This is a genomic window from Luteimonas terrae (assembly GCF_031457535.1).
Lineage (GTDB): Bacteria > Pseudomonadota > Gammaproteobacteria > Xanthomonadales > Xanthomonadaceae > Luteimonas > Luteimonas terrae_A.
On sequence record NZ_JAVDWO010000017.1, the window covers coordinates 36,998 to 61,705 of the forward strand.

The following is a 24,708-nucleotide window of genomic DNA, read 5'->3' on the forward strand; positions in this document are numbered from 1 at the left end:
CCCGTCAGCCCTTGGCGGTCTTGAGGTCGGCTTCCAGGTCCTGGAAGCTCGGGCGTACATCGGAGAACAGCAGCTTGCGCGCGAACTCGATCGCCACCGACGGTGGATAGCCGCGCAGCGAGGCCACCAGCGCCATCTTGACCACCTCGAACGCCTTGCCCTCCTCATGGGCGCGGTTCTCCATCGCACTGGCCATGGGCCCGACGAAGCCGTAGGCCAGGAAAATACCGAGGAAGGTGCCCACCAGTGCGGACGCGACCTTCGCGCCGATCTCCGCCGGCGGCGCGCTGCCGACGATGGACATCGTCAGAATGATGCCAAGCACGGCCGCGACGATGCCGAAGCCCGGCAGTGCATCGGCAACTTTCTGCACAGAATGCGCGGGTTCCAGCGCCTCCTGGTGGTGCGTTTCAAGCTCGTACTCGAGCAGCGATTCCAGCTCGTGCGGGCTCATGCTGCCGCCCACCATCAGGCGCATGCAGTCGGTAATGAAGGTCAGCACGTGATGGTCGGCGGCGATCTTCGGGTACTTCTGGAAGATCGTGCTGTTCTCGGGATTTTCGATGTGCTCCTCGATCGACATCGTGCCGTCGCGGCGCATCTTCATCAGCATTTCGTAGATCAGCTTCAGCAGGTCGACATAATCGGCGCGCTTGTACTTGGGGCCCTTGAACAGCGCGAGCATGGTCTGCATCGCGCCCTTCATCACTTTGGGCGGCGTGGCGATCACATAGGCACCCAGCGCGCAGCCGCAGATCACGACGATCTCGTTGACGTGCCACAGCGTCATCAGGTTGCCGCCCACCATCGTGAAGCCGCCGACCATGCTGGCGATGACCACAAAAGCGCCGATGATCAGATACATGAGCGGTGAATCCAGAAAGCGGAACAGTCCAACCAGTATCGGCACCCTGCCTTCCGGCTTGAGCGCGCGTACCAAAGCGCGCTGAAGCGCCCGCGTACGGGCGCCTGATATCCCATCGATCCTTGGTGACGACGGCGGCCGCTATCGCCTGCTTCGAGTCAGCAGGCGCGGCAGCAGCGCGACGAGCGCGGCCGCGCATACCGCGACCGGCAACGCGGAGGCCCGCAGTACATGCAGCAGGATCGAAGACCTCTCGAATGTGCTCCACGCCGCCACGCGCAAGACAAAATCGACGTAATTCAGCAACAGCCAGTAGCCGGCCATGGTCAGCGCCACCCACCCGGCCTGTACCCCCGGGCCCAGGCGACGCGGGAGCAACGCCAGCAGGGCGAGCGTCGACACCCACGCGATCAGGCTCAGCAGCGACACATAGGCCAGCGGCGAGGTGCGCCACTCGGCGGCTGACAGCGCGACGGGAGACGACCACATCACCTGGACGGCCGTAGCAACGGCCGCCGCTGTCGCAGCAAGCGCAGACCCTCGATACGTGCGCGAAACGGCGATGCGGGTCGTCCGGATGGACATGATGCGATTCCTATGTGCGTACAGATGCGCGACCGATGCCGCGACGTGCGCAGGTGCATTGCCAGGCACGAGTGGGCCGCCATTCTGCGCGAACTGCCAGGGCGCCGGGGCGCACCATGGCGTTGCCGGCAGCCTGCGGTGTCGCGGCGGGCGGAACCTCCGGCCGCACGCGCACTGCCCTCTGGCGGCGATCGCGCCGGACATGTGCATCCGGCATGACGTTCCGCCTCAGTACGGTGGCGCGCGGCGCGTCTTCTGCAGCCGCGCGGCCTCGGTCCACCAGGTCAGGTCATCGGCAAAGCGGGCGAAGCTTTTCTCCAGCGACTCGCCGGCTTTGCCCGTTGGATGTCCCTGCGCATCCAGCGTGTCGGCGATCGGCCCGACGTTGACGGTGCTGGAGATCACCACCATGCCCATCTCCGACAACGTGCCGTGCCAGGCGACACCCGCGCGCGCACCGGCCAGACGCCCGGCCGAATAGCTGACGACGCCTGCCGGACGCCAGAACCACTCCTCCAGGAAGTGGTCGGTGAGATTCTTCAGCCCAGGCTGCACGCCCCAGTTGTATTCGCCGGTGACGAACACGAAGCCATCGGCACCGCGGATCTTGTCGGCCAATGCGGCCATCGCCTCGGGCGCCTGGCCTTCCGGGTACTCCTTGTACATGCGGTCGAGCATCGGCAGATCCACCGCCCTGGCGTCGATCAGTGCCGCGTCGATACCGCGCGCCTGCAGCGCGCGCACGCAGTAGTCCGCCAGGCGGATGCCCATGCGGTCGGCGCGATAGGAGCCGTAGAAAACCAGGATGCGTTCGGCCATTGCGGTGCCCTGAGAAGCGGTGACGGCGTGTCTGCCACCGGATCATCGCACCACTGTCCGAGCATCGCGTGGAGGTATGCAGCAAGACGCGCGACCGCGAGACACGATGTCGGTGCCCACTGTTACAAGTGCCGCCCGGCATGGCGCCGTAAAATCACGCCTCGGACCACGTGGCAGCGACTGCCGGTCCAGCACGTAACCCGACAGGCGACTGTCCGCGCAATGGAGAAGACCATGCGACGCTTCCTTGTCCTCGCATTGCCCGCGCTGCTGGCATGCGCTGCCGCCCACGCCGAGTACGACCCGCGGGCGGGTGATGTCATCTTCCATACCTCCCGATCTGCGCAGAGTCTGGCGATCCAGAAGGCCACGAACTCGCCCTACAGCCACATGGGGATCGTCTTCCTGCTGGACGGCGCGCCGATGGTGTACGAAGCGGTGCAGCCGGTGAAGTTCACGCCACTGGCCGACTGGACCCGCCGGGGGGACGGCGGCCGGTTCGTCGTGAAGCGTCTCGTGGATGCGGATCGACTGCTCTCGCCGGCGACGCTCGACCGCATGCTGGAGGAAGGCCGGGCGTTCGAGGGGCGGCCCTACGACCTGCGCTTCGAATGGTCCGACGCGTACGTCTACTGCTCCGAGCTGGTCTGGAAAATCTACAACCGGGCGCTCGGCATCGAGATCGGCAAGCTGCAGACCGTTAGCGAATTCGACCTGTCCCACCCTGCCGTGCAGGCCACGATCCGTGCCCGCTGGGAGGGCCAGCCGTCACCGCAGGAGCCGGTGATCTCCCCAAGTCCATGTTCGAGAGCGCGCTGCTTGAAACGGTGTATGAGAAGTAGCCTCCCGTGAAATGTGCACGGGGTGGACCGCCGCCGCGGCGCACTCGCGACCATTCGATCTGGTCCATTCCGGGATGTCTGGAAGTTGATCCACCCCGCCGCCCCGGCCCCACGTGCGTGGTGCGGGGTCCCAGCACGAAGCGGCTTCCGACTCGCAGTTTCCTGGGGCGAGGCAGAGCCCGCACCTCGCACGGCCGATCACTGCGCCGGCGGCTGGAACTCCGGATGGCCGCCCTGCCAAAGCGCGAAGGCATAGATGTCGGTCCAGACCTCGTCGAGCTGGCTCCGGCTCGAGCCCATGCCATGCCCGGCGTCGAAATCGATTCGCAGCAACACCGGTTCGGCGCTGGTCGTGGCCGCCGCGAGGCGCGCGGCGTACTTGGCGCTGTGGAACGTGGCCGCACGCGGATCGTTGAGGCCCGACACCACAAGCGTGGCCGGATAGTCGACGCCCTCGCGGATGTGCTGGTAGGGGTCGAGGGCGTACATGGTCCGGAACGACTGCGCATCGCTGATCGGTCCGCCCCATTCCTCGATGTCGGCGTAGTTCTGCTCGGACACGTAGCGGATGGGATTCATGAAACCCACGTTGGCGATGGCGCCACTAAACAGGTCAGGCCGCTCGTTGATCGCGCCGCCCAGCATCACGCCACCAGCCGACGTGCCGAGCAGTGTCATCGTGTCCGCCGATCCGATGCCCGCAGCCACCAGCGCTTCCGCCACATCGATCGCATCGCGCCAGGTCGTGGCCTTGGTGCCGGCCTTGCCCGCGTAGTGCCAATCGCGGCCGAACTCGCCGCCGCCGCGCACGTTGGCCACCGCGTAGACGCCGCCGCGGTCGAGGAACGCGAGCATGCGCGCACTGAAGCGCGGTGACGCCGGATACCCGTAGGCCCCGTAGGCCTCGAGCAGAACGGGGGTGGTGCGGTCGGGCTGGGTATCGCCTTTCATCACCAGCGTATAGGGCACGTCCACGCCGTCGCGCGCGGTAGCCGTGCCCCTGCGGGCGGTGTAGACGCCGGTGTCGAAGGGCGGCGGTGGCACCAGCGCCAGATCGTCGAGCCGGCCGCTGCCTGCGTCCAGCGCGTACACCGTCAGCGGCGTGAACCAGCCGGTCATCGCCAGCAACACGCCGCCGTCGCGCGCATCGCCCTGCAGCCACGCCACCTGCCCGTCAAACGGCAACGCCAGCTGCACCGGCGCGCCTGTGTCCGGCACCCGCCACACGCCGGACGCCGCGCCCTCCAGGGTGCGTACCAGCAGATCGCCGGGCGTCGCCAGCATCGACTCGATCACCGGTGCACCGGGCAGTGGGCGTTCACGGGCGGTGGCCAGGTCGGGCGACGCGGCCGACGTGGTCAGCACGCGGCCGCCGGACGCGTCCCGTCTGGACAGCAGGTACATCCGGTCGCCGTGCAGGGCGACGTCCACCACCACGTCGTCGAAGCCGGCGACCGGCGTCCACGCTCCGGTCGCAGTCAGCGCACGCCCGGCATCGGCCCGGTACACGGCGGCCTCGCTGCGACCGTCGCGCACGATGGCCAGCGCGGTGTCGCTGCTCGGGTCGAACACCACCAGCAGAAACTGTTCCGGCGTGGCCACGATGCCCGCTTCGCCGCGACGTGCCAGCACCAGGTCAGGTCCGTTCCCGTCCAGCCGATGCAACCGCGGTTCGTTGCCCACGAAATACGCCGGTGTGCCGGGCGCGCCGACGAACTTGAGATAGCTGAAGCTGCGGCTGTCGCCGGTCCAGCTCAGCCCCTGCGCATGCGGCACCGCCACGTCGAGCAGGCGACCGGCGTCGACGTCCATGACCCGGATCGTCGAATGTTCGGTACCGCGCAGCGAGGTCTGCAGCAGCACGTGACGGCCGTCCGGCGCGGCCATCCAGCGGTCGAGCACCTGCTCTTCCTCGCCCGGCATCGTGCGCGGATCGAACAGCACGCGGCTGCGGCCATCGACGTCGCGCACCATCAGCTTGGTGTCCTGCTCGCCCGCTGCACGGATTTCGTGGAACACGCGCCCTCCCGCGAGCTCGGCACTGCCCACGCTGGTCAGCTCACCGGAGCGCGCGGCCACGTCGGCCAGCAGCGCCGCCCGCTGCGGCAGCCCCGCGAACACCGCCTGCGCATGCGCGCCCTGCGCCTTGAGCCACGGCAGCCAGTCCGGGTCCTCGCCGCTCTCCATCCAGCGATACGGATCGGTGACCGCGGTGCCGTAGTAGTCGTCGACCACCGGAACCACTTTTGCAACGGGTGCCTGCGCCGAAGCAACGGCGAATGGCATCAGGGCGGCGAACAGCGCGGCGCCGGACAGGCGGATGCAGGACATCGGGATCTCCACAAAGGCGCGGTTGCGCGGGGCGAGGCTCCCCAGCAGTGAACGCCATCCGGTCACGGAAGCGGCCAGACAGCGGCGAGCCTGAGCTCTCCCTGCCACAACCGCGCGATGCGATCAGTCGTCCGAGCGAACCGGCTCACCAGTCTGACGCGCTCGTCGATGACCCGGATGGCCACGTCATCGGCGACGCGTGCGGATCGTCCATCCGCGCTGTAAGCGCGCGCTCAATGCTGCCGAGCGCGATCCGGCGCGGCGGGTGTTGTGCGCCCGCCACCTCGATCATCGCTGTGGCCGTGGGCCCGGCACCGCCCTTGGTGTCGAACGCGCCGCTGGCGATCGCGCGACATACATCGCGGGAAGACGCGCAGTCGTCGATGGTTTGATGCCGGCGTCCACCTCGCCGAAGCGGTCCCGAAGGACATGATCGCGGTTCCGTTCGGCCCCGATGTCCGCTTCCTCGCCGTCGCGTCCCAGGCCTATGTCGCCGCCGCGGGTCGTCCGCAGAGGCCGGACGCACTGCTGGCGCACCGCTGCATCCGGCAGCGCCTGCCCAGCGGCAAGCGCTACCGCTGGGAGTTCGAACGACACGGTGCGCACCATGCCGTCGACGTGGCCGGCCCCCTGAGTCTCGACGACAACGACCTGATGTTGGCCGCCGCGATCGACGGCCTCGGCATCGCCTTCGTTCCCGAATCGTTCGCGCGTGCAGCGCTGGACGCGGGACGAATGGTGCCGCTGCTGGAGGACTGGAGCCCGCCCTGGCCCGGCCTGTGCCTCTACTTCGCCAGTCACCGGCAGGTGCCGGCACCGCTGCGTGCGTTCATCGACGTGGTCCGCGAAGCAGCCGAGGTCCAGCGAACCACGCAGGCTGCACGCGCGGATCACCGGGCGTCGCGACGCGAAGCGGCCACGTCGACGGCACGCGGCGCACCGTGCCGAAGGCATGGCCAACGCCGTCGTCAGGCGTGCACCGTCCCCGCTCCCACGCCCGCGGCGGCTGGACGCGGCGCGGCAACGCCTTGCGTTTCGGCCAGACGGGCGACGAACCAGACGAACGGCTCGATCTGTCCGCTCAGCGCGCAGCCGCCCCGGATGCATGCATCCAGCACGCCCTGCACATCGAACGCGCACAGTGCGGCGACCGCAGCATCGTCCGCGAGGACCAGCGAACACGCGGGCATGCCGTCGCCGGCCGGCAGCGCGTCCGTCGTCACGGTGTGCCCATCGATCCGCAGCGCGAGCCGTGCGTCGTGTCCGGCCAAGCCGATCGACACCGCGAGACGCGGCACCGGCCCCTGGGCCTCGGCCAGGCGTTCGCCCAGCGCATGCGCGAACGTGCTGCCCCACGCATCGAGATCCGCGCGCGCCGCGCGCGTGTCCAATGGGCGCAGGCCGTCCCGCCGCTCGCCATCACCGGATGGTCCGGTGCCCGGAATCGACGGATCCATCAGTGCACCGCTCGCATCCGCAGCCACGCGCCGTGCCTGCTCGACCTCGCGCTGCACGTCGATCAAGGTCGCGAGCGTCCGGTCCACGTCCTCGCGCGCGTGCGCGGCCGAACAGATGAAGCGCAGGCGGCCGCGGCCACGTTCGACGATCGGATAGGTCACCGCCGTCGTGTGGACGCCGCGCGCATGCATGCCGCGCGCGATCGCGTACAGGGTGTCGCTGTCGGAAAAATGCGGGGTCACGATCGGGCCGTCGCCGGTGCCCAGGTCGTAGCCCGCCTCGGTGAAGCGCGCGCGCATGTAACGGGTGGTGTCCCACAACCGCGCGCGCAGTGCATCGTCTTCGCGCAGCCGCCGCAACGCGGCCAGCGCCGCCGCGATGTCGGCCGGCGTGGTGGTCGCCTGGAACACATAGGCACGCGCCGAGGTCTTGAGCAGCGCGACGTGCGCCTCGCTGGCGGCGATCACGCCGCCGAGGCTGCCGAGCGCCTTGCTCAGCGTGGTCATGATGAAGTCGACCTGGTCGGTCACGCCCTGCTCTGCGCAGATGCCGGCACCGCGCGGGCCGTAGAAGCCGAACGAATGGGCCTCGTCCACCAGCACCAGCGCGCCGTGGCGCTTGGCCACCTGCACGATGTCGCGCACCGGCGCGGTGCCCTCGCCCATGCTGTAGACGCCTTCGAGCACCACCAGCGTCGTGCGATGCGGCGAGGCTTCGGCCTCCAGCACGGCTTGAAGATCGGACGCGTCGTTGTGCTTGAACGTGCGGATCCTGGCGCCGCTGAGACGCGCGCCGTCGACGATGGACGCATGGCAGAGCTGGTCCATCACCACGACGTCCTTGTCGCCGAGCAGGCCCGCGATCACACCGAGGTTGGCGGTGAATCCCGTCGAGAACAGGCAGCCGGCCGGCTTGCCCACCAGCGCGGCGAACTCCTTTTCGAAATCCAGGTGCAGGTCGGTCATGCCCGACGCGGTCGGTGAGGTGCCCATGCCGGTGCCGAAGCGTTCCAGCGCGGCGTGGGCCTGGGCGATGACGTCGCGGTCCCGGTTCAGCCCGAGATACAGGTTGGTGCTCCAGATGATCGCCTCGTGCGCCTCGCCGCTGTGCACGTCGACGACCGTGCCCTTGTGCCCGCTGCCGGTGCGGACGAGCTTGCTGTAGGGCTCCCGGCCCGAGCGCGCGAGCAGGCCCTTGAACGCCATGATCAGCGCACCCTTGTCGGTCGCCGACCACGCCGCGGCCCGCGCCGCCAGGAACGGCGGATGCCCGGCGCGGATCTGCATCTGGAAGTTGCCCAGCGTGTCGGCGGCCGTTACAGGCGCGGCGCTGGTGCGCGCGTCATCGGTGCCGCTGCCGAGTACATCGGCCAGATGCGCGGCGACTGCATCGGCGGTCGGATGTTCAACGAGTGTCGACGCGGGGAGCGCCCGGCCCAGCACCGTGGACAGTCGATGGCCGAGCTCGACCGAGTCGAGCGAATCGAGGCCGAGCGCATCCAGCGTGTGGTGCGGGTGCACCTGGCCGGGATCATCCAGACGGAGAAACCGCGCGAACTCGCGCCGCACCAGCGACAGCAACGCGGCGTGACGCGCTTCCCCCGGGCGATCCGTCAAGCCTTGAAGTTCGCCTGCGGCATCGGCAGACGCGGTCCGCTCGGGGTGTGGGTCCGCCGTTCCGGCCAACGCTGGAAGTGGACGCGACGCGGGCACCGGAAGCCGGCTCCGGTCGAGCTTGCCGTTGGCCAGCCGGGGCATCTCGGCGAGATGTACGACCACCTGGGGCACCATGTACTTCGGCATCCGATGCGCCGCGTAGTCGCGCACTGCGGCCTCGCTCACCGTGCCCGCCGCACTGTCCACGTAAGCGGCGAGCAGGCGCCTGCCGTCGCCGACGTCGACGACCGCCGCGGCCGCGGCGTCCACGCCGGGCATCGACTCCAGCACCGTCTCGATCTCCTCGAGTTCGATCCGGAAGCCGCGCAGCTTGACCTGCTGGTCGATGCGACCGAGAAATTCGATCTCGCCGTCCTCGGTCCAGCGACATCGGTCGCCGGTGCGGTACAGGCGCACGTCCGCGATCGGCCCGCCCGGGTCCGGTTCGACGAAGCGCTCGCGCGTGCGGGCCTCGTCGTGCAGATAGCCGCGTGCGAGGTGATCGCCGGCCAGGTGCAGTTCCCCGGGCACGCCCACGGCCACAGGCCGCATTGTCTCGTCAAGGATGTAGGCGCGGGCGTTCGCCACCGGCCTGCCGATCGTGATCGTCTGCACGTCGGCCGATACTTCGGTGGCCGTCGAGTAGACCGTGTCTTCGGTCGGCCCGTAGAGATTGAGCACGCGCGGACGTTGCGGCTGCGCATGCAGTTGCGTCACCAGCGAACGTTTCAGCACATCGCCGCCGCAGACCACACAGCGCACGCTTCGCGGCAGGCCGCCCACCGCCAGCAGCTGATGCATCGACGAGGGCACCATGATCGTCGTGCGCACTCGCCCGGCCGCCGGCAACGCCGGCAGTTCCAGCGCGTTGTCCGCCAGCACCACCGTGCCGCCCAGCGACAGCGTGCCGAGGATCTCCATCACCGAGGTGTCGAAACAGATCGACGCGGCCGCCAGCACGCCGGACAGTTCCTCGTCGTCCAGCAACTGGCGCATCGCGTGGACCATCGCGACGACGTTGCGGTGTTCGACGGCGACGCCCTTCGGATGGCCGGTCGACCCGGACGTGTAGATCACATACGCCAGGTCGTCGGGGGATGGCGGCGGACGCGTCGCGCCGGCGCGCGCGTCGAGCGCGTCGAGAGCGTCGACATCGACCACGACGGGAACTCCGGCGCACAGATCCGTGGACGCCTGTCCATCGACGACGACCGCAGCGGCCTGCGCATGATCCAGCATGTAGCGCACCCGCTCCCGCGGATAGGCGGGATCCAGCGGCACATAGGCACATCCCGCACGCATGACACCCAGCATTGTCGCGACGAGTCGCCAGCTGCGACCCATGCACACGCCGACCAGCGCGCCGGGCTGCACGCCGCGCGCCGCGAGTGTCGTGGCCACCGCCTGCGACTCTGCGAGCAGTCGCCCAGCGTCGATCTCGGTGTGCCCGTCGATGACGGCGATGCGCTGTGGATGCGCCAGCAGCTGCGCCTCGACCAGGCTCCAGACCGTCGCGGAGCGGTCGTACGGGGACGCGGTGGCGTTCCATTCGACGAGCATGCGATGCAACTGGCGCGGGTCGAGCGCTGGCTGATCATTGTTCGGACGGAGGGCGTCCTGCATCGCATCCTCCGCTGCATGATGTCGCTCGGATCGATGCATCGCGCACTCCTCGAAGACTGACACGGCCCAGCAGTCTAGGTACCCGGTACGCGATCCGGTGAACGTGCAATGACGCGTGCGACGAAACGGGGCACGTGTCACGGCGCATCCGTCGACGCGATGCGCGCGGCGCCTGCTCGAGCGCACCTCGCGTCCAGGCGCCGTCCGCCGACGGCGCGCTGCTCAGCGTCCCGGTGTTCGCCCGATGTAGCGCGCCGCTTCTTCCTCGTAGGCCTCGTAGCCCGGCGCGAGGTGGGGCAGCAGCAGGCGCAGCCATGCGCGGGCTGTCTGACGCATCTCGCGCTCGCAGCCCGCGGCGCGCGCGGCGGTGAGATCACCGGTGTCCACCATGCCGGCGAATGCTGCCGGATCGGTGCCGTAGATCAGGCACTGCAGGTTGAAGTAGCGCTGCTCGCCGAGCGCGTGTTCGTCGGCATACGCGTTCAGGTTGTACGCGCCGGTGCTGTCGGACAGCATCCAGTTCGCCGCCATGCGCAGGTTCCCGATCACCTCGTCCGGCGTCTCGTTCAGGGCGGCGAAGCGCAGCATCAGGATCGCCGCGAGCTGATCCACCGCGTCCTCCTGGCGGCCGGTGACCGGCAGATCCAGAAGATGCACCAGCGCATGGCCGGTTTCGTGCAACACGATGAAACGCAGGTTGGCGCGCGTGTAGCGCAGGGGATAGTCGTCACCCAGGCCGAGGCTGCGCTGCAGGGTCTGGCCACGCTCGTAGAGCGTGCGCAGGGTCTCGTAGCACAGCACCACCTCGCCTGTCCCCGGCCGGTAGAACGCGCCGAACTCGCCGCATTCGGCGGTGACGAAACGCAATCGCCGTGGCAGCACGAACATACCGTCGATCGCCTGCACTTCGGGCAGGCTGCGCAGCAGATCGGCATCGCGCACCCGCAGGAAGATCGGCTGCAGATCGGGCGATGCAGGCACGTCGTAGGCGTATTCGAACGCCGGGGCCGCGAGGGTCGCCGCTGCAGCCGCCGACGTACGTCGATACCGCACCAGCGCGCGCGGGACCGGCTGCGCCGAAGGACGGTGCGCCGCGTCCCCCATTGCCCCGGCGGCGGGGGCCGACACGCTGGCGCAACCGGAGAGGGTCACCAGCGAAGCCATCAACAGGACCGTCATCCAGACTTCGAAACGCATCGCGCCTCATCATGGTGTTTACGACGGGCCGCGCATTACGAGGGAATCGGCCCAGCGCAAGTCTAACAACCGCGCGCGTCGACGCTGGCCGTTCTGCGAAGCCCGCTCTTCGGCTCGCGCATCCGGCACCATCGCATCGATTCGACAGCGCGACTTGTGATCGCCGCATCGCACTCGTCACCATGGCGTGTTTCGTCCAAGGAGATTCCGTGTCCGCACCTCGCACAATGCTGTTCGCCCTGCTGGCACCCGCTGCTCTGCTGTCGGCCCATGCCCAGGCGCCGTCCCCGCGTGACATCGCCGAACACTGCGCTGCCGCCCAGCGTGCAGCGCCCGCTGCCACGCGGCCGGCCAGTGGCGTCTACATCCTCGAACGCTTCGAGATCCTCGATTCCGAAACCGCGCAGCCGATGCCCGCACCGCTCGCGCCCGAAGATGCGCTGGAGCCCACTGCACTCGGGCAGGCCGCGCTGTCCATGCTGGGCCAGCCGATTGCCCGCATCATCGAAGCCCAGCTCGAGGCCGAAGCGCGGCTGAGCTGGGTGGATGTGGATGCCGACGCACGCACCGCCACTATCGTCGGCACGTCCAACACGGCTCGGCGCCGCGCGATCTTCACCCCGGACTTCAGCTGCCTGGTGCCCGAGGGCGACGACACCGAATCGATGCGCATCGAGAACGTCGACAGCGGACGCTTCGCGATGCAGATCCGCGCATTCGCGACGTATCGTCTGACCTGGCGCCGCGTGGAGGACGACAGCGCGGCGCTCGCGGAGATCCGCCGCCTGCGCGACGAAGCCGCGACCAGAATCCGCGAATCTGATGCACGCCACCAGGCCCACCTCGAGGCGCTGGCGGCACAGACCCGCACGTTGCCCGCGCGTGCAACGCTGCCGGGAAATCCTGTCGTGATCGCCCTGCCCGCCGATGCCAGCGTGCTCCAGCAGGACGGCGGCTACCGCGTGGTTGGACCGCTCGGCAGGATCGAGTTGCTGGTCGATCCCGATCCAGTCCAGATGGAATCGCTGGAAGAGGCGATGGACACCAGCGCGACGCACGCCGTCACCACCGACGATGGCGCGCGCATCAAGCGCGATCCCTATGCGACCTATCGCGTCCTGGCCAGCACCCCGCTCGATGGCCGACGGTTCGTGATGTCCGCCAGCGTCAAGGAGACGGAGCTTCCGATGGCGCTCGCGATCTGGCGCAGCCTGAAAGCGGCCGACGACGGTCTGTCCGGCGAGTGACGGTGCGAGACCCGTCACGGGCAGGCCCGCTGCTCCACAGCGCAGCGCGCCAACACCCGCACGCACGACTTCGCAGGCATCAAGTCCGGACCTCGACCATCGAAGCAGGCGCAGCGACGCAGACGTCGTGGCTTGGTTGGTCCGCGGAAAATCTGTCTTCTTCTACGAAGCCGGATCGGGAATGTCGACCTCGCCGCCCCACTGTGTGTAGTGGGTGGTGCTGGTCGCGGTGAATCCGGCAGCGCCGGCCGTGGCCTCCTGCAGGATCATCCTGCCGGGTTCTTCCATCCAGAACGTCATGGCGTAGAGCGTCGCACCGCCCCAGTTGAACGGCGCCGCGGCACTCACCTTGGCCAGGTTGCGGGACGTGCCGTCCGGAAGTTCGACGTCACGCGTCGGTCCTACCTCCCACACCGGTGCTGCCGCGATCATCCCGCGCATCATTTCCGGCGCCGTCATCTCACGCCACGCCTCGACGATGCCGAAGCCGACCTCCATGCCCGGCGTCGTGCGGTCGACTTTCACCCAGCCCGTATCGCCGAAGTCGACCCATGCCGCACCGCCGGTCACCGCCATTCGCACCCCACTGTCGAGCTCGGCGTAGGCCTCGTACGCGTCCCGCATGCGCCACACCATGCGCGACGAGGCGGTCTCAGAGGTCATCTGGCTCGCGCCGGAACCGGCGAACGCCAGGTAGTCGACCATGCAGTCGCCCAGATCATTGCCGGACATGGTGGTTCCCTCGACCAGCGAGAGCGCACCGCAGGACGCGGGACCGCGCGGCCCTTCAGGCGCGATCGGCGCCGCCGGCGTAGCCGATGTGTCGGTCACCGCTAAGTCCGCGTTCCCGGAACCAGATGATGCGTCCGGCGCAGCATCGCCACTGCACGCGGCACACGTAACGGCGAGAACGAAGACGCCCGTCGTGCGGGCGAGTAGAGACCAGTTCGTCATGTGCATGTTCCTTTGCGCTTCCATTGCGGGATCGAAGTCTGTCTCAGCCAGCCAGCACAGGTCCCCGGCTTGCCTTGGATGTAGACCTTGGCAAGGTCGGTTCTCGACTGAAACGCCAGTTCCTATCCGCGTGCTTGCAGTCAGGCACGCGTTTTCTCGAGCCGCGCCTTCAGATCCGCAAATGGATTGGACGTGGCCGCGGCAGGCGCGTCCTCCGCATCCCGCGCGCTGACGCCGGTGTGATCGAGCTGGCGGGAGTGCTCGTTGTCATGGCAATACACGCACAGCAACTCCCAGTTGCTGCCGTCGGCCGGGTTGTCGTCGTGGTTGTGGTTGCGGTGATGCACCGTCAGTTCCCGCAGGTTGACGCGGGTGAACTCGCGCGCACAGCGGCCGCAGATCCACGGGTACATCTTCAGTGCACGCTCGCGATATCCGTTGTTGCGCTGCTCGGCGCTGCGCCGGGCCTCGGCGACGATGCGGTCGAGTTTGGTCTGGTCGGGGCTGCTCATGGTCGAAGTCTAGCCGGAAGATCGGAGCCGCTGCGGACGCGGGAGCACTCGCACGAACAGGTTCCCCAGACCGGGTCGGACTTGCAATGTCGGGCGTTCATCCATGCACTGGCCGTCGCGACATGACGTGTGAGAACGGGCGCCGCCGATGCGTCGGGTTGAGTGCAGCGGTGTCGATTTGCGACCATGGGTGGTTTCATCGCGCCGAGGTCACATGCACACGCGCTTGTTCGCAGCCACATGGATCACTCTGGCCACCGCGCCGCTTCTCGCAGGCATCGCCAGCGCCACACCCATCAGCACGACCACGCACGCATCGCCTTCGAGCCAGTCCGTCGATGCGCCCGGCGTCACCCAGACCACCGCGGTGCCGCGCAGCGGCGTCTACATCCTCGATCGGTTCGAAACGCTCGAAGACGCGGCGCGCATGGGCGCCGATACGCCGCCGGCACCGCAGCCACCCGACGACACTGACACGCTCGCCGAAGCCGCAGTCGGCGTGCTGGGTGACCTCGTCCACATGATCACCCGCGACTTCGAGGCGGAGCTCGAGGCCGGGGCTCGGGCCGGCTGGATGGAGGTGGACGCCGAAGCCGGCACCGCCACGATCACTCGCGCAGACGATGACGCGCCGCAGTCCGCGACCTTCGCCGCCAACTTCAGTCGCCTCGTGCCCGACGACAGCAGCGCGGAGTCCATGGTGGTCGAAGTGATCGATGCAACGCGGATCGCCCTGCATATTCCCGTGTTCCAGACACATCGACTGACCTGGCGCCGGGTCGAGCGCGACAGTGCCGAATTCATGCAGGTGGCGCAGGCGCGTGAGCGCGCACGTCTGGAGCAGCGTGCACAGCACGACGATGCACGCGCCCAACTGGAGGCGGCGGCCCGTCAGCGCGTCACGCTGGACGTGCGCCAGTCGTTGCCCGGTGGCGAGGTGTCGTTCGCACTGCCGGCGCAGGCGCGGTTCCACGGCCACCACGGTGACTACTGGGTGTCGGGCATTCCGGACGAGGTGAACATCGTGGCCGGTGACGACGACGCCAGTGCCCAGGCGCTGCTGGCACGTAGACAGGCACGTTTCGACACGCGCGCCACGATCGCACTGACGCTGGATGACGGCATCCAGGTTGGCCGCGACATGTTCGGCGGCACGCACGTAGTGGCCAGCACCGTGCGCGACGGCCAGCGCTATCTGCTGGTCGCGGACCTCAAGCCGGACCAGCTGCCGACGGTGCTGGCGATGTGGCGGAGCCTGGAGGCGCCGGTGGACCGGCTGTCGCCCTTGCGGACTCCGGACGCTGCCCCACTTGCACACCTGCGCCCGGCCGATGCCTTCGATACCGCCGTGGACACGGCGCTGGCGGAACTGGTCGAGCCCCGACTGCTGCTCGATGCACGTCGCGTCCGCGCCGACAGCACGACCGAGTGGCGCGCACCCACTCTCGCGTTGCAGACCGACGGCACGCTTCCGCTGCGCATGTCGATCGACCTCGCGGAAGGCAGGCCTGCCGACGTGCTGGAGCGCTTCGTCGACCGCACCCTCGAGCCCGGCACCGGCCTGGCGTTCTACCCCGAAGGCTGCCGCGCGCACGCGGTGATGCCGGTCGATCTGGGCGCCCGCGGGCGGCGGTTCTCGCTGATCCTGCGACAGACCGATACCAGCGACTACGCCCGCTGCCTCACGGCGGCGGCGGCCCTGTCGGGCTTCGATCTGGCGCGCACGCGCACCGCGCAGGTGCCGCGCGCCCTGCTCGACCAGTTCTCCGCCTACACCCAGGTCCTGGGCCGGTCGTCGGAGACGCTGCGCGTGCGTGGCCCCGACGGGCGCGGCATGGTGGCCGCGGATGGCCGCATCCTGGTGGAGCCGCGCTACGAGTCGGTCGATACCGCGCGCGGCGTGCCCGGTTTCGTCGTGCGTCAAGGACAACGCTACGGCTACGTCGACGCGGAGGGCCGCGAAACCCTGCCGGTCGAGTTCGAATCGATACGCGCAGCCGCCGGCACACTCGTGGCGGAGCGCGACGGCCGCCGGGGCGTGTACACCACGGACGGCCGCGCCCTGCTCCCGCACCAGTTCGACTTCATCCGCGAGTTCGAAGGTGGCCGCCTGCTGCGCCTGGGCCGGGACAAGGCCCATGCGCTCTACGATCCCGAGGCGGCCAGGTTCCTGGTGGCGCTGGAGGATGGCGTGGACCGCATCGACAACATCCGCGACCGCGATCGCTTCCTCACCCGCGGCGCAGCCGGACATGCGCTGCATGACGGACAGGGGCGCATGCTGATCGGCCCTGCAGACGATATCCGTCGGGCCGGGCCTGACCTGGTGGCCGTACGCGAGACGCCCGAGGGCGGCTATCGCCTGCATGGCCTCGACGGTGCGTTGCGCTCCGAAGCAAGGTACGCGCGCGTCTGGTTCAACCGCTCGGAAGACCTGCTCAGCGTCACCGACCTGGCGGGACGCAGATCGTTCCTCGATCTCGACCTCGCGCCGCGCACGCCCGAAGGTCTGAACGCGGTCTTCGTGCCCACCGAGGGCGGCTATGCCGTCGTGGCCGACGACGGCACGCCGCCGCGCATGGGCATGGCGGGGCCGGATCTGGAACTGGTGCTGCCGGTGCTGTTCCGGCAGGTGTACAGCATGCGCGAAGGTCTGATCACCGCGCAGGCACCGCGCGGCACCTGGGGTGCGTGGGACGCCACCGGCACCCGCGTTCTGGCGGCCGACTGGGACGCGCTGTCGCAGAGCTTCGGCGGGCGCATGTTCGCGAGCAAGGACGGCCGGTGGCGGGTGATCGACCGCACCGGGGCTGCGCAGGACGCCCGCCGATGGTCGGACATGACCCTGCATTTCCGGACGCCCGGCGCCGCACCGTTCGCCACCGCGCGCGCCGATCACGACGGCAGGTGGGAAGTGCTCGACATGGAGGGCAGCCGCGTGCTGGACGGCACCTTCGACCACGTCGAAGTCCAGGACTGGCGAGTGCGCCTGCATCGGGGCGACGAGGTGATCGAGCATCCAGCGCAGTAAGTCCGTCACGCGGGTCCGCACCGGGGACCGGTGACGTCAGCGCTAGAGGACGTCGCCGGCAGGCGGAGGGCGTGTGGCGCCCCGGCAATCCGGTGGCTCCGCGCACGCTGACGGGACGGTCCGCCCGTGCTGCCGTCGGCGGATCGGCTGTGGCCGCGTGCGCGCCTTGGCGCCGCCGACGAAGGGCGCCGTCTACTCTGGAGAGCCGGACGTTTCTGGAAGCGCCACAAGCAGGCGCTCGGCCTCGAAATCGGTGCGCTACAGCTTGTCAGTCCGGCGGATGAACACCCGCCTCCCCTCGCCAGTTTCCCCGGTCAAGCTGGTCGCCCGCCGGCCGATAGCGAAGTACACCTCCCGCACGTCCCGCTCGCCGCCCACGGTGGGTGGGGCCGACATGGATACCTGCCTCGTGCTCCAGCCCTTCGCTGCCGGTCTCGTGCCGGCCGCTGACGCACCGCCCTGTTTGAGAGACGCTGTCGGCGAGGCGGCGGAAGTGACGCGCCTGGCCGCCCTGCGCGACCTGGCCCTGCTGGACACGCCCGAGAGCGACAGCTTCGACCGCATTACGCGCATGGCCAGCAGGCTGTTCGACACGCCGATCGCCGCGGTGTCGCTGACCGATGCGCACCGCCAGTGGTTCAAATCGCATGTCGGCACCGCGGGACGCGAGATCCCGCGCGACAAGGCCCCGTGCGCCGAAGTCACCGCGAGCGCCCAGGTGCTGGTCGTCCCCGACCTGCAGCTGGACCCGCGGTTCCGCGACGGCGTGCTGGCACGCTCGGGCGTCCGCTTCTACGCCGGCGCGCCGCTGATCACCCGCGACGGCCACGCCCTGGGCGCGATGTGCGTGCTCGACCGGACACCGCGCGAGGCCAGCGCGGACGACCTGGCCTCGCTGCGCGATTTCGCCGCCATGGTGATGGCGCAAGTCGAACTCGAGCGCGACTACGGCCGGCGCGATCCACTCAGCGGCCTACCCAACCGCAACCAGTTCGCCGACGATCTGGCCGACCTGGCGCGTGTCCGGCCTGGTGTGCCACGCGTCCTGCTCCTGGTCAGCCTGCTCGACCCCGCCCGCCTGCAGGAGCTGGTCAGCGTGATGGGCATGCACTGCATCGACGATCTGGTGCAGGCCAGCAGCCGGATTCTGAAGGACCGGCGGGGCGCCGGCTGCATTGCCTATCACGTCGGTGTCGTGTCCTATGCGGTGCTGGTCGATGAAGCCGACGCCGGCCCGTGGGCCAATGTGATGGCAGCTCTGTCCGCCGCCCTAGCCGTGCCCGTGGCCAGCCATGGCATTCCCGTACAGATGCTGCCGGTCTTCGGGGTGTCGCCCTTCACTGCGGGCGCCGCCGCGGCCGATGATGCGCTGCGCACCGGGATCAGCGCGGCCAACGATGCGCGCACCATGGGCCTCGACTCCGCGGTCTACAGCCCGGCCAGCGACGCCGCCAACCGCCGCAGGCTCACCCTGCTGGCGGATTTCGCCAACGCGCTGGCGCAGCCCGGCGCCCTGTCGCTGGTCTACCAGCCGCGCATCGACCTGCGCGCCGGCCGCTGCACCGGCGCCGAGGCGCTGTTGCGCTGGCGTCATCCCGCACTCGGAGATGTCTCGCCCGCGGAATTCGTCCCGCTGGTCGAGCAGACCGCGCTGGCACGACCCATGACGGAATGGGTGCTCGGCGCGGCCCTCGACCAGCAGGTGGCCTGGCGGGCGCAAGGCGCGTCGATCGCGGTGTCGATCAACGTGTCGGCGCGTAACCTCGAGGAGACCGACTTCCTGCCGCGGCTGGCAGCGCATCTCGCGCGACGCGGGCTGCCGGCCGACGGGCTCGAGCTTGAGCTCACCGAGACCGCACTGATGCGCAACGTCGAGCACGTGCTGGCGCAGCTCGAAGGCCTGCGCGACATGGGCGTGACCGTCGCCATCGACGACTTCGGCACCGGTTACAGCAATTTCGACTACCTGCGCAAACTGCCGGCGCGTGCGGTGAAACTGGACCGCAGCTTCATCGGCGATCTCGGTTCCGACAGCGACGTCGACGCACGCCCGCTGGCCCGCGCGATGATCGGGATCGCGCACGACCTCGGCCTGCGCGTGGTGGCGGAAGGCGTGGAGACCCAGGCCACCCTCGATCTCCTGCGCGCCTGGGAGTGCGACGAGGTGCAGGGCTATTTCACCGGCCGCCCGATGAGCGCGGCAGCGCTGCTGCAGACCGTCTCGGCTTAGGTCCGCGCGCCGGATATCCGGCGACCGTGGCGCGCCCTCGCCACAAGGCGGATCCAGAGGTGGCGTGTGGCGTCGTCTACCGCAGCACATCCTCGAAGCGTTCTTCCGCCGCGTTCCACTGAAACACCGCCGCGTTGCAGTAGGCCGATTGCGCTGTCCGAAGCTGGGTGAGCCCGCGCTCGACCACCACCTGCACCGTTGCCGTGCCGCGATTGCAGCCCGGCTCCGCCAGCTCCAGCGTCTGCCAGCGTGCGCCGTTGGACTTGTCCATCACCTCGATGGTGCGCACCGCCGCCCCGTCGCGGTCGATCGGAACCTGGAAGTAGAAACGGTCGCTCGATGCCGCCTGCAGCAGCGGGTGCGTGCCCGCGGGCCAGGCGCCGTCGGAATCGAGGTAGACCAGCAGTTCCAGTTCGAACGGCAGCGACCTGCCGCTGCGGTAGTCGATCCAGGTGCCGGTGAGCCGTGGCGTCCAGCGAGTGAAAATCGCGTAGTCGAAGCGCAGACGCGCCGACGGCAGCCCAACCGTGTCCAGCTCGTCCATGCCGAACTCGTACGGGCGGTACAGGAAGGCCGGTTTCAGCTGGATCGGCGTGCGATGGCGGTCGTAGAAATAGATCGCCCGCTTCACCGAATTGCGGCTTTCGACCACGAAGGTGATGGGGTTGCCGCCGATCCGGCCGGTGTACACCGAATGCCCGGCCAGCGAGAGGGGCGACGCGGCCAGCAGCACCAGGCCGGCCAGCCACATATGCCATCTGCGCAAACGTCCCATCAGAACCGCTCCTCGCTATGGCTCACGAGCTCGAGCGTATCGGGCGTGACGAACCGGTAGTGCTGCCACTGGATGGTGCCGGCGCGGTAATCGATGCTGTCCTGCGGTCGTAGGCTCACGCTGCCGCCGGAGCCGAACTTCAGGAAGCCTTGCGCGGCCAGCACTTCGAGCTGCGGCTCGCGGCCGTAGCCACCGGCCTCCTCCCGATAGCGGTAGTAGTGCCGGTGCTCGGCGGCACGCGACGGGTCGTCGGCACGCCGCGGCATCACCGAGAAGTCGAGGGTGCCGTCTCCGTTGAAGTCGACCAGCTCCAGGGTATCGGTGCCGTAGAAAAACAGATCCAGTCCATCCAGCACCTGCACCGGCGCGCCGCTGTCGCGGTCGAGCACGGTGATCGTGCCCACCCGGCCGCTGTGCTCGCCCTGCGGCTTGCGCGCGTGCACCCGGAAATAGAAGCGCTTGTCGGCGTTGCCCTGTAGGAGCTCGCCGTCATACGCATCACGCGCGTCACTGGAGAACCGGGTCACGCGCTCGAGCCGGACGTCCCGCTGGTCGCGGTTGCGCAGATCGACCGAACGGCCACGCAGGGTCTTCGCGCCGGGCACGAACGGCTGCAGGACGATCACGCTGGTGGGCAAGCGGGCGTCTCCCATCACGTTGATGTACAGGCTTTCGTCCTCGGCATAGGGGGTCTTCTCCAGCGGCACCGGCGTGCGCTGCGCGTCGGTGAACAGATAGCCACCCATACCGTCGTGCTGCCAGTCGTGGATCAGCAGCAGCTCCACTGATGCATCGCCGACCGTGCCCTCGTACGTCGTGATCGGACGCGCCTGGGCAAGGACCTGGGCCGACGGTGCAAGCAATGCGCACGCCAGTACCAACATGCGCCCGGCGCGGCGCCAAGCTTGGCGGACTTCAACACCAGACCGTGTCGGCAAACCCATCTCCTCGCAGATCAATTTCAGTGACTAAATCAGGCTGAATACGATACCGGATCGATCCCAAAACCGGGGCGCAGCCGAGGCAAGCGCAGATCGCGCCGCTCTCCGAAGCACGCAAAGCGCAGCCCACCGTCTGCATGGGAGACACCATTGCCTGGTGCGGGATCCGCGAACCCGGCGCCGTCAATGCCCTGATTGACGCGTGCCTCATCGCGCGGCGCCGATGCTTCGGCCATGCCCGAGGGCCCAACTATCGTCATCCTGCGCGAGGCTGCGGCGCAGTTCGCCGGGCGCAAGGTGTTGCGCGTGTCGGGCAGTTCCGAGCAGGACATCGACCGCCTGCGCAACAAGACGCTGCGGGCCGTGCGCAGCTGGGGCAAGCACGTGCTGCTGGAGTTCACCGGCTTCAGCGTGCGCATCCACCTGCTGATGTTCGGCAGCTATCGCATCAATGCGGGCAAGGACAAGCCGCCGCGGCTCTCGCTGGACTTCAGGCACGGCGAGGTGCTGAACTTCCATGCGTGCTCGGTGAAGTGTCTCGAGGGTGATCTTGACGACCACTACGACTGGGCCACCGACGTCATGAGTGATGCCTGGGACGCGGCTGCTGCGCGCCGCAAGCTGCGCGCCCGGCCCGATGCGCTGGTGGCCGATGCGCTGCTCGACCAGGCGCTGTTTGCCGGCGTGGGCAACATCATCAAAAACGAAGTACTGCATCGCATCCGCGTCCACCCGAGAGCCGCGCCGGCGCCCTACCGCCGCGCAAGCTGGCCGAACTCGTCGCGCAGGCGCGCGCGTACAGCTTCGACTTCTATCGCTAGAAGCAGGCCTATGCACTGCGCAAGCACTACCAGGTGCACACCAAAGCCACCTGCCCCCGCGATGGCGCCTTTGGGCTATCGCAAGCAATTTGGCGAGGCAAAGCGGCGGGCGTTCTGGTGCGAGGTCTGCCAGCGGCGGTACGGGGCGTGATGCGAGTGGTGTTGCGCCGGGGCATCGCGCGACGCGCAGCGCCGAACTCAGCTGAGCATTGAGCCCTGACGCTTCAATCGCGCCCGAGACGGCGCGCCGTCTCAGCCGCGGCTTGCAGGACACCGACGTACTCTGTACAGGCCCTCGGGGCCTGACCCGCCACGTTCTCCAGCCCTTCGACATACGCGGCTGCCAACGCGGACGCGTTGTACTGATCGGCCATCTCGGCCATCGACCTGGCCACGGCATCATGCAGATGAAAGCGCACGCTGACGCCCTTCTGCGCTGCATTGGCAAGGTCGACGATGCGCAGCAGATGCGGCGTCACGAGACCGACGACGGTGGCTCTCATTCGTTCAATCCGGAATTCGGCGCAGAACGGAGAGGTTAACCCGGCGCCGTGGTGCGCCGTACAGATTGCGCACCTTCGCCTATCCTGAGTGGCCCTCTCTGCCTTGAGTTCGCATGCGCCTTCAACTCAGCACCTGGCCGGACATCCAGCAGTATCTGGAACACTCCCACGGCATCATCGTCCCGATCGGTTCCACCGAGCAGCACGGCCCGAATGGACTGATCGGCACCGATGCGATCTGTCCGGAAGTCGTCGCCCATGAAGTCGGGAAGCGCATCGGGGTACTGGTGGCGCCCACACTGAGTATCGGCATGGCCCAGCACCACCTGGCGTTTCCCGGTTCGATCTCGTTCCGCCCCACCACCCTGATCGCGGTGATCCGGGACGTGGTGCAGTCGCTGGCGCGCCACGGCTTTCGCAACATCTATTTCTTCAATGGGCACGGCGGCAACGTCGCCACGGTGAACGCAGCGTTCGCCGAGATCCATTCCGAGGCCAGCTTCACTGGCAGCGGCACCAGCGCTCCGTCGCTGAAGCTGGCCAACTGGTACATGGGCAGGCGCGTGCAGGCGATTTCGCGCGAGCTCTTCGCCGACAGCGAAGGCGCCCATGCCACACCGTCGGAAATCTCGCTGACTTGGCATGCCTATCCCGACCACGCGCAGCCGATGACGCTGGAACCGCGCCTCGCGCCCAGCAGTCATTTCGGCGATGCCCGGGACTATCGCCAGCGCTTCCCGGATGGCCGCATCGGCTCCGATCCTTCGCTGGCTTCGATAGAAGCAGGCACCCGGCTGTTCGAGGCCAGCGTCGAGGACACCATCGAGGACTACCGCGCATTTGTGCAGACCAGCTGAGGCCGGCCCGCACGTAGCCGCATGCCGTTTCTTCGCCCGGCGCAACTCGCGATGCGCACGCAAGGATTCGTGTCGCTGCTGGGCTGGGGAATACAAACGGAATCGTCGGCGTGGCTGGGAACAAAACGCTGCCAACTCGCTCCGAGACCACACCGGGCAGCCGCGGTCGCGTCACGTCGGCAGAAGCGCCACTCTCCGAATAGACCTGATTCGACAGGACGCGCTCAGTCAGCACGAGCGGACGTTAGGCCCGGCGCGCCGACATCTCCGCGTCGGCGATCGCTCGCCCGCAGGTACAGGCCTCGGCTGCGACAGACATCGATACCGCGATAGATCAGCGTGCGGCCGTCACGAAAGCCGATGCGAAAGTCCTGGACGCAATACGCCCTGGAGAGCTCGATTCTTGCGGTGTTGAAGCCGCCACGCAGCGGCGAGATCGCGATCGATACGAACCTGCAGTCGCCGGCGGGCGCCGCCGAGACCTAGACCTCGCGGTCGTGGCTGACGTCGATCAGCTCGAAATAGCGGATGTCGTCGCCCGCTTATCTAGCATGGGACATGGTCGCGACCAGAGCGACCAGGGCGAGGATGTGCGCAAGGGACATGGCGGCGGCTCCAGTGCAGGGAATGGGGCCGTAGGCAGGCGATCCACGCTCCGGCACCGGCACGAGACCGTGTCGTCGCGGCGTCGGAAAGCGATTCAGAACGAATCGTAGTGGCGCGCCCGCCAATCGTAGTGGGCCGCCTGCGTCGCTTCCGACGCTCCGCCAAGGCGCCTGGGATGCGGACGTTCCCTCAAGGCGCGCGCGGTGCGGCGCCGACGTCGCACGACGCCTGCGCATAGCCCGTCCACGCGTGATACGTGAACCTGGCACCGCAAGCCGCCATGCGGTCAGGTCCGCAGTGGCAGCACGGGCTGTTCGTCCAAAGTCCCGTCTTCGAGGATCACCACATGGCGCGTGCCCTCCCGGTCGAACAGAACCGGAATCGGCGCCTGGAACAGCGGGCGGCGCACGAAGGCCAGGCGCCAGCCGAAGATCTCCAACGCTTCCATCGTGACGAGCTGGGCCGGCTTCAGACCTTCGCGCAGCTGGGCAGTGTCAGCCGGCGGCGCGCCCCGGCGACGCTCGGGCGTCCGGCGAGCGGGCGCATGGGGCTGGGCCGTCCAGGGCCCGGCGATGACGGTGGAGTGCGCGGTGTGTGGCATGTGGATGCTCGGAAACTGATCACGGGCTCATCCATGCAAGCAGCGTGCCAGAACTGCCCAGGTGATTCGCCCCGCTCGCTTTTAAGCTGGACCAGGCGCCGTACGTCCACATACGCGCGCGCCCTGCCCTCACCGGAACGCCCCGAGCACGAAGACACAGGGGCAGTATCGAGCCGTGCCTTGGATATGCTTTGCATGGCCACGTCCGCACGATGACGCCCATGCCCTGTCCGCGCCTGTTGCACGCCCGCCCCC

The 24,708-nt window shown here is 68.5% G+C and carries 18 protein-coding genes and 2 pseudogenes; 8 read left to right on the forward strand and 12 right to left on the reverse strand.

Going from position 1 to position 24,708, the window contains the following annotated elements:
- Window positions 1–4 precede the first annotated feature (4 nt).
- The 3 genes from motA to J2W68_RS16670 all read right to left on the reverse strand — a co-directional run bounded on the left by motA (window position 5) and on the right by J2W68_RS16670 (window position 2,269).
- On the reverse strand, window positions 5–865 hold the full coding sequence (motA, locus tag J2W68_RS16660) for a flagellar motor stator protein MotA (protein WP_310238165.1): 861 nt from the start codon (window positions 863–865) through the stop codon (window positions 5–7).
- Between the two features lie 141 nt (window positions 866–1,006).
- The gene (locus J2W68_RS16665; protein WP_310238168.1) at window positions 1,007–1,450 is read right to left on the reverse strand and encodes a hypothetical protein; all 444 of its coding nucleotides are present in this window, start codon (window positions 1,448–1,450) and stop codon (window positions 1,007–1,009) included.
- A gap of 228 nt (window positions 1,451–1,678) precedes the next feature.
- Complete coding sequence (locus J2W68_RS16670; protein ID WP_310238171.1) at window positions 1,679–2,269, reverse strand: NADPH-dependent FMN reductase; 591 nt, start codon at window positions 2,267–2,269, stop codon at window positions 1,679–1,681.
- A gap of 234 nt (window positions 2,270–2,503) precedes the next feature.
- Between J2W68_RS16670 and J2W68_RS16675 the strand changes: the two genes are divergently transcribed.
- On the forward strand, window positions 2,504–3,121 hold the full coding sequence (locus tag J2W68_RS16675) for a YiiX family permuted papain-like enzyme (RefSeq protein ID WP_310238174.1): 618 nt from the start codon (window positions 2,504–2,506) through the stop codon (window positions 3,119–3,121).
- Window positions 3,122–3,309: 188 nt separating this feature from the next.
- Here the strand turns inward: J2W68_RS16675 and J2W68_RS16680 are convergent, their stop codons facing one another.
- Window positions 3,310–5,442, reverse strand: coding sequence for a prolyl oligopeptidase family serine peptidase (locus J2W68_RS16680; protein WP_310238177.1), 2,133 nt, complete (start codon window positions 5,440–5,442; stop codon window positions 3,310–3,312).
- A gap of 270 nt (window positions 5,443–5,712) precedes the next feature.
- Here J2W68_RS16680 and J2W68_RS18040 point away from each other — a divergent pair.
- A pseudogene (locus tag J2W68_RS18040) lies at window positions 5,713–6,285 on the forward strand (LysR substrate-binding domain-containing protein); the annotation flags it as partial.
- Between the two features lie 125 nt (window positions 6,286–6,410).
- On the opposite strand, the gene J2W68_RS16685 reads toward J2W68_RS18040, so the two are convergent.
- Window positions 6,411–10,178, reverse strand: coding sequence for an amino acid adenylation domain-containing protein (locus tag J2W68_RS16685; RefSeq protein WP_310238179.1), 3,768 nt, complete (start codon window positions 10,176–10,178; stop codon window positions 6,411–6,413).
- Between the two features lie 222 nt (window positions 10,179–10,400).
- A complete protein-coding gene (locus J2W68_RS16690; RefSeq protein ID WP_310238181.1) occupies window positions 10,401–11,375 on the reverse strand; it encodes a DUF4344 domain-containing metallopeptidase in 975 nt (324 codons plus the stop codon).
- Between the two features lie 209 nt (window positions 11,376–11,584).
- Between J2W68_RS16690 and J2W68_RS16695 the strand changes: the two genes are divergently transcribed.
- Window positions 11,585–12,622: a hypothetical protein gene (locus tag J2W68_RS16695; RefSeq protein WP_310238184.1), complete on the forward strand. Its 1,038-nt coding sequence runs from the start codon at window positions 11,585–11,587 to the stop codon at window positions 12,620–12,622.
- 162 nt (window positions 12,623–12,784) lie between these two features.
- Here the strand turns inward: J2W68_RS16695 and J2W68_RS16700 are convergent, their stop codons facing one another.
- The gene (locus J2W68_RS16700) at window positions 12,785–13,354 is read right to left on the reverse strand and encodes a hypothetical protein (protein ID WP_310238187.1); all 570 of its coding nucleotides are present in this window, start codon (window positions 13,352–13,354) and stop codon (window positions 12,785–12,787) included.
- Between the two features lie 362 nt (window positions 13,355–13,716).
- The gene (locus J2W68_RS16705) at window positions 13,717–14,088 is read right to left on the reverse strand and encodes a YajD family HNH nuclease (protein ID WP_310238189.1); all 372 of its coding nucleotides are present in this window, start codon (window positions 14,086–14,088) and stop codon (window positions 13,717–13,719) included.
- A gap of 214 nt (window positions 14,089–14,302) precedes the next feature.
- On the opposite strand from J2W68_RS16705, the gene J2W68_RS16710 reads away from it, so the two are divergent.
- Both J2W68_RS16710 and J2W68_RS16715 read left to right on the forward strand, forming a co-directional pair.
- The gene (locus J2W68_RS16710; protein ID WP_310238191.1) at window positions 14,303–17,119 is read left to right on the forward strand and encodes a WG repeat-containing protein; all 2,817 of its coding nucleotides are present in this window, start codon (window positions 14,303–14,305) and stop codon (window positions 17,117–17,119) included.
- A gap of 394 nt (window positions 17,120–17,513) precedes the next feature.
- Window positions 17,514–19,349 (forward strand): putative bifunctional diguanylate cyclase/phosphodiesterase, encoded by a 1,836-nt coding sequence (locus J2W68_RS16715; RefSeq protein WP_310238193.1) that lies wholly within the window; start codon window positions 17,514–17,516, stop codon window positions 19,347–19,349.
- Window positions 19,350–19,425: 76 nt separating this feature from the next.
- On the opposite strand, the gene J2W68_RS16720 is transcribed toward J2W68_RS16715, so the two are convergent.
- Both J2W68_RS16720 and J2W68_RS16725 read right to left on the reverse strand, forming a co-directional pair.
- Window positions 19,426–20,100, reverse strand: coding sequence for a hypothetical protein (locus tag J2W68_RS16720; protein WP_310238196.1), 675 nt, complete (start codon window positions 20,098–20,100; stop codon window positions 19,426–19,428).
- A gap of 23 nt (window positions 20,101–20,123) precedes the next feature.
- Entirely contained in the window at window positions 20,124–20,987 is an 864-nt protein-coding gene (locus J2W68_RS16725) for a hypothetical protein (protein ID WP_310238199.1), read from the reverse strand.
- Window positions 20,988–21,299: 312 nt separating this feature from the next.
- Here J2W68_RS16725 and J2W68_RS16730 point away from each other — a divergent pair.
- Window positions 21,300–22,037: pseudogene (locus J2W68_RS16730) on the forward strand (DNA-formamidopyrimidine glycosylase family protein).
- Window positions 22,038–22,110: 73 nt separating this feature from the next.
- Here J2W68_RS16730 and J2W68_RS16735 read toward each other — a convergent pair.
- Entirely contained in the window at window positions 22,111–22,389 is a 279-nt protein-coding gene (locus J2W68_RS16735; protein ID WP_310238201.1) for a hypothetical protein, read from the reverse strand.
- Between the two features lie 113 nt (window positions 22,390–22,502).
- Here J2W68_RS16735 and J2W68_RS16740 point away from each other — a divergent pair, with 113 nt between their 5' ends.
- Both J2W68_RS16740 and J2W68_RS16745 read left to right on the forward strand, forming a co-directional pair.
- Entirely contained in the window at window positions 22,503–23,246 is a 744-nt protein-coding gene (locus J2W68_RS16740) for a creatininase family protein (RefSeq protein WP_310238203.1), read from the forward strand.
- Between the two features lie 360 nt (window positions 23,247–23,606).
- A complete protein-coding gene (locus J2W68_RS16745; protein WP_310148964.1) occupies window positions 23,607–23,732 on the forward strand; it encodes a hypothetical protein in 126 nt (41 codons plus the stop codon).
- A gap of 406 nt (window positions 23,733–24,138) precedes the next feature.
- Here the strand turns inward: J2W68_RS16745 and J2W68_RS16750 are convergent, their stop codons facing one another.
- Window positions 24,139–24,453, reverse strand: coding sequence for a hypothetical protein (locus tag J2W68_RS16750; protein ID WP_310148958.1), 315 nt, complete (start codon window positions 24,451–24,453; stop codon window positions 24,139–24,141).
- Window positions 24,454–24,708 lie beyond the last annotated feature (255 nt).